Annotated in this window: 15 protein-coding genes; 9 read left to right on the forward strand and 6 right to left on the reverse strand. The window is 67.1% G+C overall.

Annotated elements, in window-relative coordinates:
• Positions 1–3 precede the first annotated feature (3 nt).
• The 6 genes from rpsE to map all read left to right on the forward strand — a co-directional run bounded on the left by rpsE (position 4) and on the right by map (position 4,124).
• Positions 4–654, forward strand: a complete 651-nt coding sequence (gene rpsE, locus ACFVW6_RS22805) for a 30S ribosomal protein S5 (RefSeq protein WP_110037186.1) — start codon at positions 4–6, stop codon at positions 652–654.
• A 2-nt stretch (positions 655–656) separates the two neighbouring features.
• Positions 657–836 carry a 50S ribosomal protein L30 gene (rpmD, locus tag ACFVW6_RS22810; protein WP_019045070.1) on the forward strand — a complete coding sequence of 60 codons (180 nt, stop codon included), beginning with the start codon at positions 657–659 and terminating at the stop codon, positions 834–836.
• A gap of 1 nt (position 837) precedes the next feature.
• Positions 838–1,281, forward strand: a complete 444-nt coding sequence (gene rplO, locus ACFVW6_RS22815; RefSeq protein WP_355271302.1) for a 50S ribosomal protein L15 — start codon at positions 838–840, stop codon at positions 1,279–1,281.
• A gap of 155 nt (positions 1,282–1,436) precedes the next feature.
• On the forward strand, positions 1,437–2,759 hold the full coding sequence (gene secY / locus ACFVW6_RS22820) for a preprotein translocase subunit SecY (RefSeq protein WP_355271304.1): 1,323 nt from the start codon (positions 1,437–1,439) through the stop codon (positions 2,757–2,759).
• Positions 2,756–3,301 (forward strand): adenylate kinase, encoded by a 546-nt coding sequence (locus ACFVW6_RS22825; RefSeq protein ID WP_355271306.1) that lies wholly within the window; start codon positions 2,756–2,758, stop codon positions 3,299–3,301. The genes secY and ACFVW6_RS22825 overlap by 4 nt, the downstream gene beginning before the upstream one ends.
• 25 nt (positions 3,302–3,326) lie before the next feature.
• Entirely contained in the window at positions 3,327–4,124 is a 798-nt protein-coding gene (gene map, locus ACFVW6_RS22830; protein WP_355271307.1) for a type I methionyl aminopeptidase, read from the forward strand.
• 33 nt (positions 4,125–4,157) lie between these two features.
• On the opposite strand, the gene dtd is transcribed toward map, so the two are convergent.
• Positions 4,158–4,601: a D-aminoacyl-tRNA deacylase gene (gene dtd / locus ACFVW6_RS22835; RefSeq protein ID WP_378829580.1), complete on the reverse strand. Its 444-nt coding sequence runs from the start codon at positions 4,599–4,601 to the stop codon at positions 4,158–4,160.
• A gap of 30 nt (positions 4,602–4,631) precedes the next feature.
• Positions 4,632–6,131 carry a hypothetical protein gene (locus ACFVW6_RS22840; RefSeq protein ID WP_378829582.1) on the reverse strand — a complete coding sequence of 500 codons (1,500 nt, stop codon included), beginning with the start codon at positions 6,129–6,131 and terminating at the stop codon, positions 4,632–4,634.
• 256 nt (positions 6,132–6,387) lie between these two features.
• On the opposite strand from ACFVW6_RS22840, the gene ACFVW6_RS22845 reads away from it, so the two are divergent.
• The 3 genes from ACFVW6_RS22845 (at position 6,388) to ACFVW6_RS22855 (ending at position 9,596) form a co-directional block, all read left to right on the forward strand.
• Complete coding sequence (locus ACFVW6_RS22845; RefSeq protein WP_378829584.1) at positions 6,388–8,376, forward strand: hypothetical protein; 1,989 nt, start codon at positions 6,388–6,390, stop codon at positions 8,374–8,376.
• Complete coding sequence (locus ACFVW6_RS22850) at positions 8,373–9,164, forward strand: ESX secretion-associated protein EspG (protein ID WP_378829586.1); 792 nt, start codon at positions 8,373–8,375, stop codon at positions 9,162–9,164. Before ACFVW6_RS22845 ends, ACFVW6_RS22850 begins: the two co-directional genes overlap by 4 nt.
• Before the next feature lie 114 nt (positions 9,165–9,278).
• Entirely contained in the window at positions 9,279–9,596 is a 318-nt protein-coding gene (locus tag ACFVW6_RS22855) for a WXG100 family type VII secretion target (RefSeq protein ID WP_378829589.1), read from the forward strand.
• A gap of 4 nt (positions 9,597–9,600) precedes the next feature.
• Here ACFVW6_RS22855 and ACFVW6_RS22860 read toward each other — a convergent pair whose 3' ends face one another.
• Genes ACFVW6_RS22860 through ACFVW6_RS22875 form a run of 4 tightly spaced genes read right to left on the reverse strand, consistent with a single transcriptional unit; the run spans position 9,601 to position 11,473 of the window.
• Positions 9,601–10,086 carry a DUF6301 family protein gene (locus ACFVW6_RS22860; RefSeq protein ID WP_378829591.1) on the reverse strand — a complete coding sequence of 162 codons (486 nt, stop codon included), beginning with the start codon at positions 10,084–10,086 and terminating at the stop codon, positions 9,601–9,603.
• A 15-nt stretch (positions 10,087–10,101) separates the two neighbouring features.
• Positions 10,102–10,554 (reverse strand): hypothetical protein, encoded by a 453-nt coding sequence (locus ACFVW6_RS22865; protein WP_378829593.1) that lies wholly within the window; start codon positions 10,552–10,554, stop codon positions 10,102–10,104.
• Positions 10,551–11,048, reverse strand: coding sequence for a DUF6301 family protein (locus ACFVW6_RS22870; RefSeq protein ID WP_378829595.1), 498 nt, complete (start codon positions 11,046–11,048; stop codon positions 10,551–10,553). Before ACFVW6_RS22870 ends, ACFVW6_RS22865 begins: the two co-directional genes overlap by 4 nt.
• 41 nt (positions 11,049–11,089) lie before the next feature.
• Positions 11,090–11,473, reverse strand: coding sequence for a hypothetical protein (locus ACFVW6_RS22875; RefSeq protein WP_378829598.1), 384 nt, complete (start codon positions 11,471–11,473; stop codon positions 11,090–11,092).
• Positions 11,474–11,715: the final 242 nt, after the last annotated feature.

Here is an 11,715-nt window from a genome sequence, read left to right on the forward strand (position 1 = left end):
CTGATGCCGGGACGTCAGCGGCGTGACGGCGGCAACGGACCCGCCGGACAGAACAGCAATGGCCCCGAGGGCAACCGTGGCGACCGCCGCGGTGGTGGCGATCGTCGCGGTGGCGGCGACCGTCGGGACAACGCTGCCGAGAAGAACCAGCTCGAGCGCGTAGTCGCGATCAACCGCGTCTCCAAGGTCGTGAAGGGTGGTCGTCGCTTCAGCTTCACCGCCCTCGTGATCGTCGGTGACGGCAACGGTCTGGTCGGCGTCGGCTACGGCAAGGCCAAGGAAGTTCCCGCGGCCATCCAGAAGGGTGTCGAGGAGGCTCGCAAGGGCTTCTTCCGCGTCCCGATGATCGGCTCGACCATCACCCACCCGGTTCAGGGTGAGGCGGCGGCCGGTGTCGTCATGCTGCGTCCGGCTTCGCCCGGTACCGGTGTGATCGCCGGTGGCGCGGCGCGTGCCGTGCTCGAATGCGCTGGCATTCACGACATTCTGGCCAAGTCGCTCGGTAGCGACAATGCGATCAACGTCGTTCACGCGACGGTTGCCGCGCTCAAGATGCTCCAGCGTCCCGAAGAGGTTGCCGCGCGTCGCGGTCTGCCGATCGAGGATGTCGCTCCGGCGGGCATGCTGCGTGCGCGTGCGGGACAGGGAGCCTGACCATGGCTGATCTCAAGGTGACCCAGATCAAGAGCACCATCGGCGCCAAGGCGAATCAGAAGGACTCCCTGCGTACGCTGGGCCTTCGCAAGATCCGTCAGAGTGTTGTCCGTGAGGACAACGCTCAGAACCGCGGTCTGATCAACGTCGTGCGCCACCTCGTAACTGTTGAGGAGGTCTGACATGACCATCAAATTGCACCACCTGCGTCCTGCGCCGGGTTCCAAGACCGAGAAGACCCGTGTGGGTCGCGGTGAGGGCTCCAAGGGCAAGACCGCCGGTCGCGGTACCAAGGGCACGAAGGCCCGCAAGAACGTCTCCCCGGCGTTCGAGGGTGGCCAGATGCCGCTGCACATGCGCCTGCCGAAGCTGAAGGGCTTCACCAACCGCTTCCGCGTGGAGTACCAGGTTGTGAACGTGGGCCGCATCGCGGAGCTGTTCCCCGAGGGCGGCACGGTCGGTAAGGCCGAGCTCGTCGCGGCCGGCGCCGTTCGCAAGAACGAGCTGGTCAAGGTTCTCGGCGACGGTGAGATCGGCGTGGCGGTCCAGGTGACCGCCGACAAGGTGACCGGCTCCGCCAAGGAGAAGATCACCTCGGCCGGTGGCACTGTCACCGAACTGGCCTGACGGTACTGTTAGTCAGCAGTGGACACCGGACGAGTCGCGAGCTCGTCCGGTGTCACTGTTAGAGTTCAAGTGTTGTCTGCCAAGCTCGTCATCGGCTGACGTTTCCGTAGAACCGAAGTCGCATGGCATGACCATGTCGTTCGCCAGGAGGATCTGTGCTTTCCGCCTTCGTATCGGCCTTCCGGACTCCGGACTTACGGCGGAAGATTCTCTTCACGCTGGGGTTGATCGCGCTGTACCGGTTGGGTGCCGCGCTGCCGTCCCCCGGCGTCGACTATCGCGCGGTCCAGGACTGCGTGAAGCTGGTCTCCGGTGGTGATTCCGCCGGTATCTACCAGCTCATCAATCTCTTCTCCGGTGGTGCGCTGCTGCAGCTGTCGGTGTTCGCGATCGGCATCATGCCGTACATCACCGCGAGCATCATCATCCAGCTGCTGACCGTCGTCATCCCGCGGTTCGAGGAACTGCGCAAGGAAGGCCAAGCAGGCCAGACCAAGATGACGCAGTACACCCGGTACCTGTCGATCGCCCTGGCGATCCTGCAGGCCACCGGCCTCGTCGCCCTCGCGGCGCGCGGTCAGCTGCTGCAGGGCTGCCAGCAGGACATCCTCGCCGACACCAGCATCTTCGGCATGATCATCATCGTCCTGGTGATGACCGCCGGTGCCGCGCTGGTCATGTGGTTCGGTGAGCAGATCACCGAACGCGGCGTCGGCAACGGTATGTCGCTGCTGATCTTCGCCGGTATCGCCGCCCGCCTGCCGGTCGACGGCAAGAACATCCTCGACTCCGACGGTGGCCTGATCTTCGGCCTGGTGTGTGTCGCCGTGCTGGTGATCCTGGTGGCCGTGATCTTCGTCGAGCAGGGTCAGCGCCGGATCCCGGTGCAGTACGCCAAGCGCGTCGTCGGTCGCAAGATGTACGGCGGTTCCTCGACCTACCTGCCGTTGAAGGTCAACCAGGCCGGTGTCATCCCGGTGATCTTCGCGTCCTCGCTGCTCTACCTGCCGAACCTGGTCGCTCAGCTGACCGGCTCGAACACGGCGACCGACCCGAGCTGGTGGCAGGAGATCATCCAGAAGTACCTGGTGAACCCGGGCAACCCGGTCTACATCGCGATCTACTTCGGTCTGATCGTGTTCTTCACCTACTTCTACGTCGCGATCACCTTCAACCCGGAGGAGCGCGCGGATGAGATGAAGAAGTTCGGCGGCTTCATTCCCGGTTACCGTCCGGGCAAGCCGACCGCCGACTATCTCAACTACGTTCTGAGCCGCATCACCCTGCCTGGCTCGATCTACCTCGGTCTGGTCGCCGTCCTCCCGAACCTGTTCCTGGACATGGGCGCGACCGGTGGAGCGGCGAACCTGCCGTTCGGCGGTACTGCGGTCCTCATCATGGTCAGCGTGGGTCTCGACACGGTCAAACAGATCGAGAGCCAGCTGATGAATCGAAATTACGAAGGGTTCCTCAAGTGAGAGTTGTTCTGCTCGGTCCGCCGGGTGCCGGCAAAGGTACTCAGGCCGTCCTGCTGTCGGAGAAGCTGGGCGTTCCGCACATCTCCACCGGAGACCTCTTCCGCGCGAATATCAGCCAGCAGACCGCCCTCGGTCGCGAAGCGCAGAAGTACATGGACGCGGGCGACCTCGTCCCCAGCGACGTCACCAACCGCATGGTCGAGGCCCGCGTCGGTGAGCCGGACGCGTCGAACGGCTTCGTGCTCGACGGGTACCCGCGCACGACCGACCAGGCCGACGCGCTGAAGAAGATCCTCGAGCACAACGGCACCCCGCTCGACGCGGTGCTGTGCTTCGTGGTCGCCGAGGACACCGTGGTCGAGCGCATGCTCGCCCGTGGACGCGCCGACGACACCGAGGACGTCATCCGCAACCGGCTGCGGGTCTACCGTGAGGAGACCGAACCGCTGCTCGAGTACTACGACGGTCTGGTCGTGACCGTCGACGGAATCGGCGAGGTCGACGAAGTCAACACGCGGGCGCTGAAGGCGCTCGGTCAGTAACCACCGATCGGAGTACTGAGGCCGGATGGTCTTCAACCGTAAGAAGAAGGTCGTGCCGTTTCGTTCGGCGGGCGAGCTGGACGCCATGGCGGCTGCGGGCGCGATCGTCGGGCAGGCGCTCGTCGCCGTGCGCGCCGCGGCCAAGCCCGGCGTCTCGACGCTGGAACTGGACGAGGTCGCCGAGCAGGTCATCCGTGACGCGGGCGCCGTCCCGTCGTTCAAGGGCTACCACGGCTTCCCCGGCTCGATCTGTTCTTCGGTCAACGACCGTGTGGTCCACGGGATCCCCTCGGCGAAGGACATCCTCACCGAGGGCGATCTCGTCTCCATCGACTGCGGTGCCATCCTCGACGGCTGGCACGGCGACTCGGCGTGGACGTTCGGCGTCGGCACCATCATCGAGGCCGACGCGCTGCTGAGCGAGGCGACCAGGCTGTCGATGGAGGCGGGCATCGCCGCCATGGTGCCCGACAACCGCCTCACCGACGTCTCGCACGCCATCGAGCTCGGCACCCGCGCTGCCGAGCGCGAGCACGGCCGCGCGTACGGCATCGTCGACGGCTACGGCGGGCACGCCATCGGCCGCGAGATGCACATGGACCCGTTCCTGCCGAACGAGGGCGCCCCCGGCAAGGGCCCGCGCCTGGTCGTCGGTTCGGTGCTGGCGATCGAGCCGATGCTCACCCTCGGCACCACCGAGACCAAAACCCTCGACGACGAGTGGACCGTGGTCACCACCGACGGCACCCGCGCCGCGCACTGGGAGCACAGCGTCGCCGTCACCGAGGACGGCCCCCGCATCCTCACCCTGCGCCCGGAGTAGTTCGCGCGCAAAGGATTTCGGACGACGGCCCGGTCAGCCTTCCAACAGGATGGTGACCGGGCCGTCGTTCGTCAGCTCGATCCGCATGTGCGCCCCGAAGTGCCCGGTGGCCACGGTCGCGCCGAGGGCGCGCAGGGTGTCGGCGAAGGCGTCGACGAGCGGTTCGGCATGGTCGCCCGGCGCGGCCGCGTTCCAGGACGGTCGCCTGCCCTTGGCGGTGTTGGCGTAGAGGGTGAACTGGCTGACCACCAGGATCGGCGCGCGCAGATCCGCGGCGGAGCGTTCACCGTCGAGGATCCGCAGCCGCCACGCCTTGTCCGCCAGGGCTTTCGCGGTCGCCTCGGTGTCGCTGTGGGTGGCGCCGACCAGGGCGAGCAGCCCGTGCGGCACCCCCGCCGCGGCCGGATCGATCCGCCCGACCACCTCGTCGTCGACGCTCACCTTGGCACTGGTCACCCGCTGCAGCAGTACTCGCACAGGCACCGATCATGCCAGGTGCCGGACGGGTCAGGGTTTGCCGAAGAACAGGATGTCCGGCCCGTACTCGGTGAGCGGGCGCTGTTCGGCGGCCTGGCGGATGCCACTGCCGGGTAGCTCGGTGACCTTGGCGAACATCGGCGCGTTGCCGAAGGCCGCGCGGACCTGCGTCTCGGAGGCGTAGTCGGCGCCGTAGTCGGCCAGGGTCGCGAAATCCAGCGGCGCCAGGGGTGCGTCGAGCGGCGCCTGCCCGGCCGGCCTGCCGAGCGCGGCGTACTGGGTGGCGACGCCGTTGTCGTAGAGGCACAGCTCGTAGGAGATCTTCTCGATGGTGGCGACGGTGAGGACCGGCCACTTCTCCGAGAGCCGAACGGCGAGCGGATGCTTGCCGAGCGCGCCGATCTCCCAGTTCAGGCTCTTCACCGAAATCCAGCTGCCGGAGGACTTCTCGACCAGCACCACATCGGCGGACAGCTCGACCGCCGGGTTGGTGACGGGTTCCTTCACTCCCCAGTGCTTTTCGTGCACGCCGGCGAACCGGCCCGCGTCGACCGGCTCGACCCCGTCACGCGCGAAGGCCCCGACGATCGCCGCCCGCACCTGCTCGAGCGCGTCCGGCGCCGAACAGCGCACCGCGAGCGCGCCGTAGGTCGCCGAGATCTCCACCGGCCGCGACGGCGGCTCCGGCATCGCGCCCGCCGCCAGCGGCTTGAGCCCGACCAGCGCCAGCCGCCAGTTGATCTCGTCGATGGTGGCCAGGTCACCACCCGACTGATAGAGGATCTGCTGCTGGGTGAGCCTGCCCGCCCGTTCCAGCGTCGGCGCGCCCAGCTTGATCAGCGCCTGGGTGGTCTTGAGGGTGAGATCGAGTTCCTCGACCCGGGTCTCGCGCAACCGCGCGGTACTCGCGGTCGAGGTGACCTCGGAGTACAGCGTGCGATAGCTCGCGATGGCCTGCTTGCGCGACCGGCCGACCATCATCGTGCGCAGCAGCGTGCTCAGGCTGGCCAGATACTTGCCCGGCTGCTCGGAGGTGCGCGCGTACATCGCGGCCCGGATCCGCACCGCGTCCTCGGTCGCCGCGACCGCCGCGTCGTGATCGAGCCGCATCAGCCACACGCCGCACTTGGACAGCCCGTCGGCACACATCGGCTGCACATCCGGATAGTCCTGCGCGACCTGCCGGTACGCCTGACACGCGCTGCGAATGGTGTTGGTGGCCAGCTGCCGATGCCCGACCAGCCGGGTCGCCTGCTCGAACAGCCGCAGCGAATCCTGCAGCGCGCCGGCGTACTCGTAGCTGACATACCCGCCGACCAGCCAGTGCAGGCGGATGGCGACCGCTTCCTGCGCCGGTTCCAGCGCCTCGGCGGTGCGGTCGCGGCCGGACGGGTCGTCGCGGGTGGTGAGCAGGCCCTGGGCCAGCTCGGCGAGGGATCCGGCCAGGCGCAGGTAGTCGGCGGGGGTCTGGCTCCTGGTGGCAGTGCGGTCGGCCGCGACGCGCCGTTCGAGGCCGCTCAGGTCGGTCATGAGCAGTTCCATCGCGACGTCAATCCTGGCCTCATCCATCGTTCGAGCACGGCCGTTGGGCGGCCGTTCAGTGTGTCGTTCGAGTTTGGCACAGATCGGCGGTGGTTGCCGGTCCGTCCGGCGAACCAGGATGTTCATCCACGAGCGAGCCGGTGTTTCCCTGTGGCTGTGCATATTTCGCAATGCTTACTAGAATGCATGCGATCGAGCCGACTGCGCGAGGGTCGTCGGTGGGGCGCTGCGAGGAGCGGTTGGCGTGGGAGATTCTCCCTACGAGGGGTTGGCAAGCAAGGCCAAGATCAAGGTGGAGACGGGCGCCGCGCTCGAAGCCGCCAAGGCGTGTAGCTCGGCGATCGAGGTGTTCAAGGGCTGTCAGAACCTGATTCGCGACCACGATCTCAACAACTACGACGAGTCGAAGCTCGGCGGTAGCCAGGTCGACGCGGGTCCGCCGCTGCGAACCAAGTTCATCACCGAGGCCACCCAGGCCAAGGACCTCATCGGGCGCTACATCGATTCGCTCGAAGACCTGGTCACCATGTTCAAGGCGGCGGGCGAGTCCTACACCGAGACCGACAAGGGCTCGGGCGACAATATCGCCGCGCTCAAGGGGCAGCTCAAGGACGTGAAGTCCGCGCCAGGCGCCAAGGATCTCAAGGGCGAGGTCACCAAGGCCGGTGGCTACACGCCCGCGCACTGGGAAGTCGACGTCAAGATACGCCAGGGCACCGGCATGGAAATCAAGATGGAGAAGCACAACTACGACATCGAGACCGCGAACGTGCCCAAGCACGCGGGCACCGCGACCGCGGAATCGGTGGGGGTGCGGATTCCGGTGCGGGCGGCGGAGAACATGTCCTGGCGTGACATGTACGACCTCGGTCAGCGCATCGGCTGGCAGGAAGTCGCCAACGACGCCCCGATCTGGGAGGCGATGGCCACCGCGGTGCACGGCGCCGCCTACGACCTCGACCAGAAGCTCGCCGGGATCACCGCCGACCGGTGGCAGAGCCAGGGCGGCGACACCGCGCGGGCGGCGATCGCCACCTTCGGTCAGTCCGCGATGGTCGCCAGTGATTCCTTCAAGATGATGCAGGCGAACCTCGAGTACACCGCGAACTGGCTGTACGCGACGAAGGTGTGCATGCCGATCGAGACCGAGGACAAGTGCGACGACGATCTGCAGGAGAACCGCGATCGGTACGAGCGTCACTATGTCAACGGGGTGATGAATACCGAGAAGCTGTTCCCGGCGGCGGCGGAGCCCGCAGCCCCCAAGGGGCCGGTGACCACGCCGAACAATAACAACAACAACAATAATAACAACAACAACAACAACAATAACAACGGCGGCGGTAACAACAACGCCGGAAACAACGGCGGCGGCAGCAATAATTCCGGTGGCGGCAGCAATAATTCCGGTGGCGGCTCCCAGCAGACGGCTGCCAGCCAGGCCGCCCAGCAAGCGGCGTTGCAGGCGGCCCAGCAGGCGCAGTCCGCGCTGCAGCAGAACGGGACCAAGGGCTCGCAGACCGCCAACGGGCAGACCGGCTCGACCGGTCAGAACGGCTCGACCGGCTCGGTCGCCGGGTCGGGCGGTTCGACCGGCTCCAGCAGCGGTTCGGGCTCGGGCGATATGTCGAGCATCCTGTCCTCGGTGATGTCGGCGGTCACCTCCGCCGTCAGTTCCCTCACCCAGGCGCTGCCCTCGCTGGCCACCGCCCTGCAACAGATCTCGGCCGACACGACCGGCTCGACCACCGCGTCGGGCCTGCCCGATTTCACCCAGCTCGGCAACCTGCTCGGCCAGTTCCCGGATCTGAAGGAGATGCTCGCGCAGTCGCCCGAGCTCACCGGACTGATCGCGGGCAACCCCATGCTGACGCCGCTGGCCGAACTGCTCGGCGTCGACACCGCGACCACGAACCCCGACGGTGCCGGTGTCCCCGGCGAGACGACAGCGTCCGCCACGGCGTCGCGCGCCTCGCTGCCCGATTTCTCCAACCTGCTGTCCGGCCTGGACGATTTCGTCGCGCCCCTCACCGGTCTGGTCGCGGAGTCGCTGTCGACCGAGGCGCCCGCACAGGTCGAGGCGGCCGAGGGCGCCGAAGCGTCCGTCCCGGTGCTCGAGATCCCCGACCAGGCGTTCTCGATGCCCGACCAGGAGTTCCACGCGCCGATAGCACCACTCGACGCCACTGATCCCGGAACGATCACGCGCGCGCGGCCGGAGGTCGGCGCGTGAGCCAGCGTTGGGAACTCACCGACATCGAATTCCGGGTGCTGTGGCAGCGCTTCGTCGGTACCGACCTGCCACGTCCGCTGACCTTCCAGACCACGACCCGGCTGCACGAGGACTACGAGGCCGAGAAGTACCAGGTCTGGCAGCGCCTGCAGCACACCGCCGACCCGGCGCTGCGCACCGTCTTCGAAGTGCTCGAACGGCCGGAAGCGTATGTGCGCCTGCGCGGCTGGAAGGACGACGCGCGCAGCGACGCCGAGTACTGGCTCAAGGCGCGGGCCGCGCGCGCCGGCGCCAACGGTTACCTGATCTACCAGCTGCCCGGTGAAACCCCCACCCACAGTGGTGGTTACGTCGTCGTCGACATCGGGCCGTACGGGCTCGCCGACGCGATCGTCGACCTCATGCCCGCCGCCGGCGCGGGTCGCGGGGGCATCATCCCGCTGGTCACCGGCGCCGACCAGGACGACCATCAGCGGCCGTCCTCGATGTTCTTCGAGGAGGCCGACACCTCGATCGTCGATCGCAGTGCCGAATTCCTGAATCGGCCCGCCGAGCGCACCGGCACGATCAACATCCTGCAGAACCAGTCGATGTTCGGATCCCGCGGCATGCATCGCGACATCCTGGTCTGGCGCGACCTGCCCGAGGACGGTCGCTACGTCATCGGCCTGCCGAACGAGAACCCGGTCGCCACACCGATGTCCAGGGCGGATCTGGTCGACGCGGTCAACACCTCGATCGAGCGGATGATGTCGCGGGTGGAGTCCCACTGGGAGGCGAACGCCTAGGTACCGGCCGTTCACGACGGTGTCATGCCGGGTTCGCTCCGCCGTGCCAAGCTGTTGCGCAGGCGAAGGACTTGTGGTGTGCTCGGTGCTACCACTCGTGGAGGGATGAGGGCGATGACGTTCGAATACGACGCCGACGACTTCCGGACCGCGGCAGGCAAGTCGCGCAATGTCGGAACCCAACTCACCAACATCATCAACACCCTGAACGGTTCGCTCAACGGGCGCGGAAACGTCTGGGGCAACGACAAACTCGGCCAGAGCTTCAACGACGGCCCCGGCGGCAACGACGGTTACGACTCCTCCTGGACCAACACCAGCGACAACGTCAAGACCATGGCCAAGTCCATGGGCGACTTCGCCGACGGCCAGACGGAGAGCGCCGACTACATCGACAAGATGGAACAGGGCAACCGCAACGGGTTGAAGTAGGCGCTCACAGCAGCCCCTGCTCTTCGAGCTCGATATTGCGGTCGTCGGCGGCAAGTCGCGCATTGGTGATCAGGTACAGCCACACCGAAGCGGCGGAGCGTTCGAGCAGAAGCGTGGCCTTGGGCCCGGGCCACCGGAGTTGCGGGGGCGGACCGGCGACGCGCGCGGTCGGCTCGCCGAGCTCGGCGGTGATCGCCGCGGCGAAACCTTCGAACGCCGCGGAGACCTCGGCATTCTGATCCGCGTCGGCGAAGTCGGTGAGCTGCAGGTCGATCCCGGTGACCTGGCCGTTCTTGGCATGGATCGTGCCGCTGCCCTCGCCGAAGCCGACGTCGAGCATGATCCAGCGCGGACGGCTGGAGATGGTCTGCCAACCGAATCGTTCGACAATCGTGGACGCGTCGTCGAGAGCCCACGACCAATCCAGGCTGTGCAGTCCGCCCGCGAGTTCGGCTGCCTCGTCGATCGGAAGGGTCCGCCACGTGCTCACTCGTCGGCCCGGCCGCTACTGCATCGGCTGACGGCTCAGGCCGAGGGTGGGCAGGTCGAGGTTCGGATGACCGGCGCGGTCTGTCCAGGCGTCGTAGACGAGCCCGGCGGGGGTGGTGATGCCGTACCCGTCGCGGAGGCCGGTGACGGCGAGGTCTGCGGCGCGGTGGCAGTCTGCGGCCGTGATCGGTGCGTCGAAGTCTTCCCACCACAGATGGGCGTTGTCCACGTCGGGCTGGTTCCAGCCGGCGTCGGTGATCGCCCGATACCCGGCAGGATCGGGTCGCCGGTTCTCGTCGAGGAACCGGTCACCGATCAGCTGAGCGGACAGCACGTCTTCGTCGCGGGCGAACTGAACGAAGCGGCGGGTGCGGGCCGGTTCGGGTTCGAAAACGATCACCCGTGCGCCGAGCGGGAGGTTCTCGAGCTCGGACGCCAGGTGCTCGGCGAACGTGGTCCAGTCGGTCACAGCTGCCCCTGCCGGGAGAGCTCGACGCCTTCGTCGAAGAGTTCCAGCCATTCGTTGGAGGCCAGGGTGAGGGTGATCGAGCGGGGGAGTGCCGCGAGGATCAGGGTCGAGTCGGAGCCGGTCCAGCGCAGCTGGGGATTGTCGTCGGCGATCCGGGCGCTGGGGGCGCCCAATGTCGCCTCCAGTCGCCCGCCCATCGCGGTGTAGGACTGCTGGACGAGGGTGTGGGTTTCGGTGCTGTCGGGGCCGATGGTGCTGGCGCTGACCTCGATCTGTTCGACGTCACCGTCGTCGGCGAAGACCTTTCCGCTGGCCAGGCCCATTCCGGTGTCGAGCATGGCCCAGTCGTCGTCCTCCGAGGTGGAGACCACGCGCCAGCCGAATTGTTCGGCGATCTCGGGTATGTCGGCGAGCTGCCAGGACCAGTCGAGTGCGCGCAGTCGACTGCCCAGCTCGGCGACCTCGTCGGGGGTCCGGGTGCGGAAGTCGGTCAACGGTTTCTCCTCTTGGCTCGCGACAGGCAAGGACGGCACGGTCAGAAGTACGACAGGAACGCGGCGTCGAAATCGGGGTCGCGCGTGTCGAAGTTCTGCGGGGTGTAGTCGAGTGCGCGGACGTGGTCGACGAACCCCGGTGGGAGGACGAGAGGCTGGTCGGCGAGGTATTTCAGGGAGTCCTCTCGCCAGATCCAGACGCCGTCGGAATAGAGCGAGGGGCCACCCTCGATGTCGACACCCTCGGCGAACAGGTCGGGCGCCTCGCCCATGACGTCGAAGATGGCGCGGGCCTTACGCATGTAGTTCAGGATTCGCTCGCGGTCGGCCTCGACGGTGCCGGTGGGCGCGTCGTGGACCGAGGGCAGCTCGTCGTGCGCGCCCTCGTACATCTCGCGGTACATGGCCACGGGCTTCAATTCCATTGCGTGCGTCCTGCTCTCGGTGTTCTGGAGTTTGTGCCCGGCTCTCGTGCTCGTCGGTCCGTGCCCATCGGTCGAGCCCGAGCCGCCGACTCGATCCTTCGCGCGCGCCGCCGGGTCGTCAAGTTCACCGGTATCGACAGGTGGATGACGGCGCCGAGGGGGTGCTCCGGCCTTCTCGCGTTCATTTTGTCGTCACCGGTGATTCGCCGGTGCCTGCGACTCTGTTGCGCAGGCGAACGAGT

The sequence above is a fragment of the Nocardia sp. NPDC058244 genome, from assembly GCF_042882065.1.
Lineage (GTDB): Bacteria > Actinomycetota > Actinomycetes > Mycobacteriales > Mycobacteriaceae > Nocardia.

Excerpts from the sequence above, each read along its gene's own strand:
- rpsE (WP_110037186.1), top strand. The coding sequence starts at position 4 with ATGCCGGGACGTCAGCGGCGTGACGGCGGCAACGGACCCGCCGGACAG.
- rpmD (WP_019045070.1), top strand. The coding sequence starts at position 657 with ATGGCTGATCTCAAGGTGACCCAGATCAAGAGCACCATCGGCGCCAAG.
- rplO (WP_355271302.1), top strand. The coding sequence starts at position 838 with ATGACCATCAAATTGCACCACCTGCGTCCTGCGCCGGGTTCCAAGACC.
- map (WP_355271307.1), top strand. The coding sequence starts at position 3,327 with ATGGTCTTCAACCGTAAGAAGAAGGTCGTGCCGTTTCGTTCGGCGGGC.
- ACFVW6_RS22840 (WP_378829582.1), bottom strand. The coding sequence starts at position 6,131 with ATGACCGACCTGAGCGGCCTCGAACGGCGCGTCGCGGCCGACCGCACT.
- ACFVW6_RS22855 (WP_378829589.1), top strand. The coding sequence starts at position 9,279 with ATGACGTTCGAATACGACGCCGACGACTTCCGGACCGCGGCAGGCAAG.
- ACFVW6_RS22875 (WP_378829598.1), bottom strand. The coding sequence starts at position 11,473 with ATGGAATTGAAGCCCGTGGCCATGTACCGCGAGATGTACGAGGGCGCG.